The 1,734-nt window shown below is 37.2% G+C and carries 2 protein-coding genes; both read left to right on the top strand.

Annotated elements, in window-relative coordinates; all coding sequences use genetic code 11:
* Positions 1 to 635 precede the first annotated feature (635 nt).
* Positions 636 to 1,058: a nucleotidyltransferase substrate binding protein gene (locus BGC07_RS18700; RefSeq protein ID WP_069314575.1), complete on the top strand. Its 423-nt coding sequence runs from the start codon at positions 636 to 638 to the stop codon at positions 1,056 to 1,058.
* A 1-nt stretch (position 1,059) separates the two neighbouring features.
* Positions 1,060 to 1,365 (top strand): nucleotidyltransferase domain-containing protein, encoded by a 306-nt coding sequence (locus BGC07_RS18695; RefSeq protein ID WP_069314582.1) that lies wholly within the window; start codon positions 1,060 to 1,062, stop codon positions 1,363 to 1,365.
* Positions 1,366 to 1,734: the final 369 nt, after the last annotated feature.

Here is a 1,734-nt window from a genome sequence, read left to right as displayed (position 1 = left end):
GTTGTCCCGTTCTTCTGTTCTATTTTTATTGTTTCGTTTGTTGCGGAGTTATCACCGCCGCGCTATGTCAGATTATCATAATTTAAAAGGGTTTGGACCTTATTTTTGTGGGAAGCGCTAAAAAAATGTTGCCTGACATAGCGCGGCAGTGAATGGAAAAATTTGACCCTTTTTTAGCATCCGGGTATTCTGGGCGGACTAACTCTTTTTTTCATTTTCGAGTTCGGCAAAATGGACGTTCTACCTACAACGTAAAAAAGGTCGAGAACTGGAACGTAACACCAGATGTTTAGTGAAACCGGAACACGTTACACATACCGGATGTTTAGTGAGGAAACACGTGAAAACCAGACTAATACACTCTATGTATTTGCTGTCCCAAAGTATAAATTGGGCGTGATTTTGTGAAGCAGTCCGACAAAAACAACGAGAGGTTGGAACAGGGCGAGTCGGGAAATTAAGCTACCCGCAGCAATCATTAGATTGTCGTGACATCTTACGCGAGTTACTGGAAGTCGCTCACCAGTTTCAGTCATCCAAGGCTAAGGGCTGCTTTGTGCTATTATCGTATGAGTATTAATAATAGAAGGTCGCTTGTAGTGATCTTTGGTGATGTTTAGAGAGTTAAAACAAATATGACAAAAGAAGCTCCGCGCTGGAAGCAACGCCTATTAAGTTATAATAAGGCGTTAAATCAGCTAAATTCGGCATTAGTCCTTAATAAGGAACGAGAATTATCTGAGTTAGAGCAACAGGGCCTTATCAAAGCCTTTGAATTCACTTATGAAATGGCTTGGAAAACTCTACAGGACTATTTGCGATTCGATGGCCACTTAGATATTGGAGGGTCGCGAAGCACTTTAAGGAGAGCCTTTAAAGAGGGTTTGGTTGATAATGGTGAATGTTGGTTGGATATGGTTGAGAGCAGAAATCGCACATCACACACTTATGATCAAGCTCAAGCAGAAGAAATTATAAAACTCATTGTTGATAAATATCACTCTGAATTAGTTAAGCTTGGAAGTAAATTAAATAATCTTATTGATGATGACAACTAATATGTTAGATCACGGGTTATCAGATAAAACAGTTACGATTATTTATGATATTTTGAAAAAATACCCACAAATTAAACAGGCTATTCTTTATGGCTCAAGAGCTAAAGGTAACTTTCGGCCTGGATCAGATATTGATTTGACTTTAAAGGGTGACGTTGATTATCAAACTGTGTGCCGGATCAGTACAGACTTAGATGACTCATGGATAGCTTATGAAGTTGACTTATCTTCTTATAGCAGTTTAAAAGACCCTTATTTGCTGAAAGAAATTGATGATCATGGCGTTGTTTTTTTTGAAGCTCAATAAAAAGCCCTCATCTGAGGGCAAAAACGTGACTTTAATTGTCGGTAGGCATTCTATCATAATCTGTGGTTTATTTTTTGTAGCTATTAAATTGATAATTTAATGAATCAATCGATTTTGTTAACTTTTTCTAAAACACACCCTGTTTAAGGGATTACTTTCGATAAGCGGTTTTGGCACAAGTAATTACCGCCCTTTAAAAATTCAAAGTATAGTTCTTAAACATGTTGTTGCTTCCCATATTTTCACGAAAACATCGTTGATAATTAAATCATTTTAGTATTGCGTTCACTTTATTGTCTTGCTACAATCGCTAAAAATTTACACGGTCTTTACAAGGGATTGCACGTCAAATGCAAAAACAATTTACTG

It is taken from the genome of Piscirickettsia litoralis, assembly GCF_001720395.1.
Classification (GTDB): Bacteria; Pseudomonadota; Gammaproteobacteria; order Piscirickettsiales; family Piscirickettsiaceae; genus Piscirickettsia; species Piscirickettsia litoralis.
Note: the sequence above shows the minus strand (reverse complement) of the source record. Positions and strands in the feature narration are given on the sequence as shown.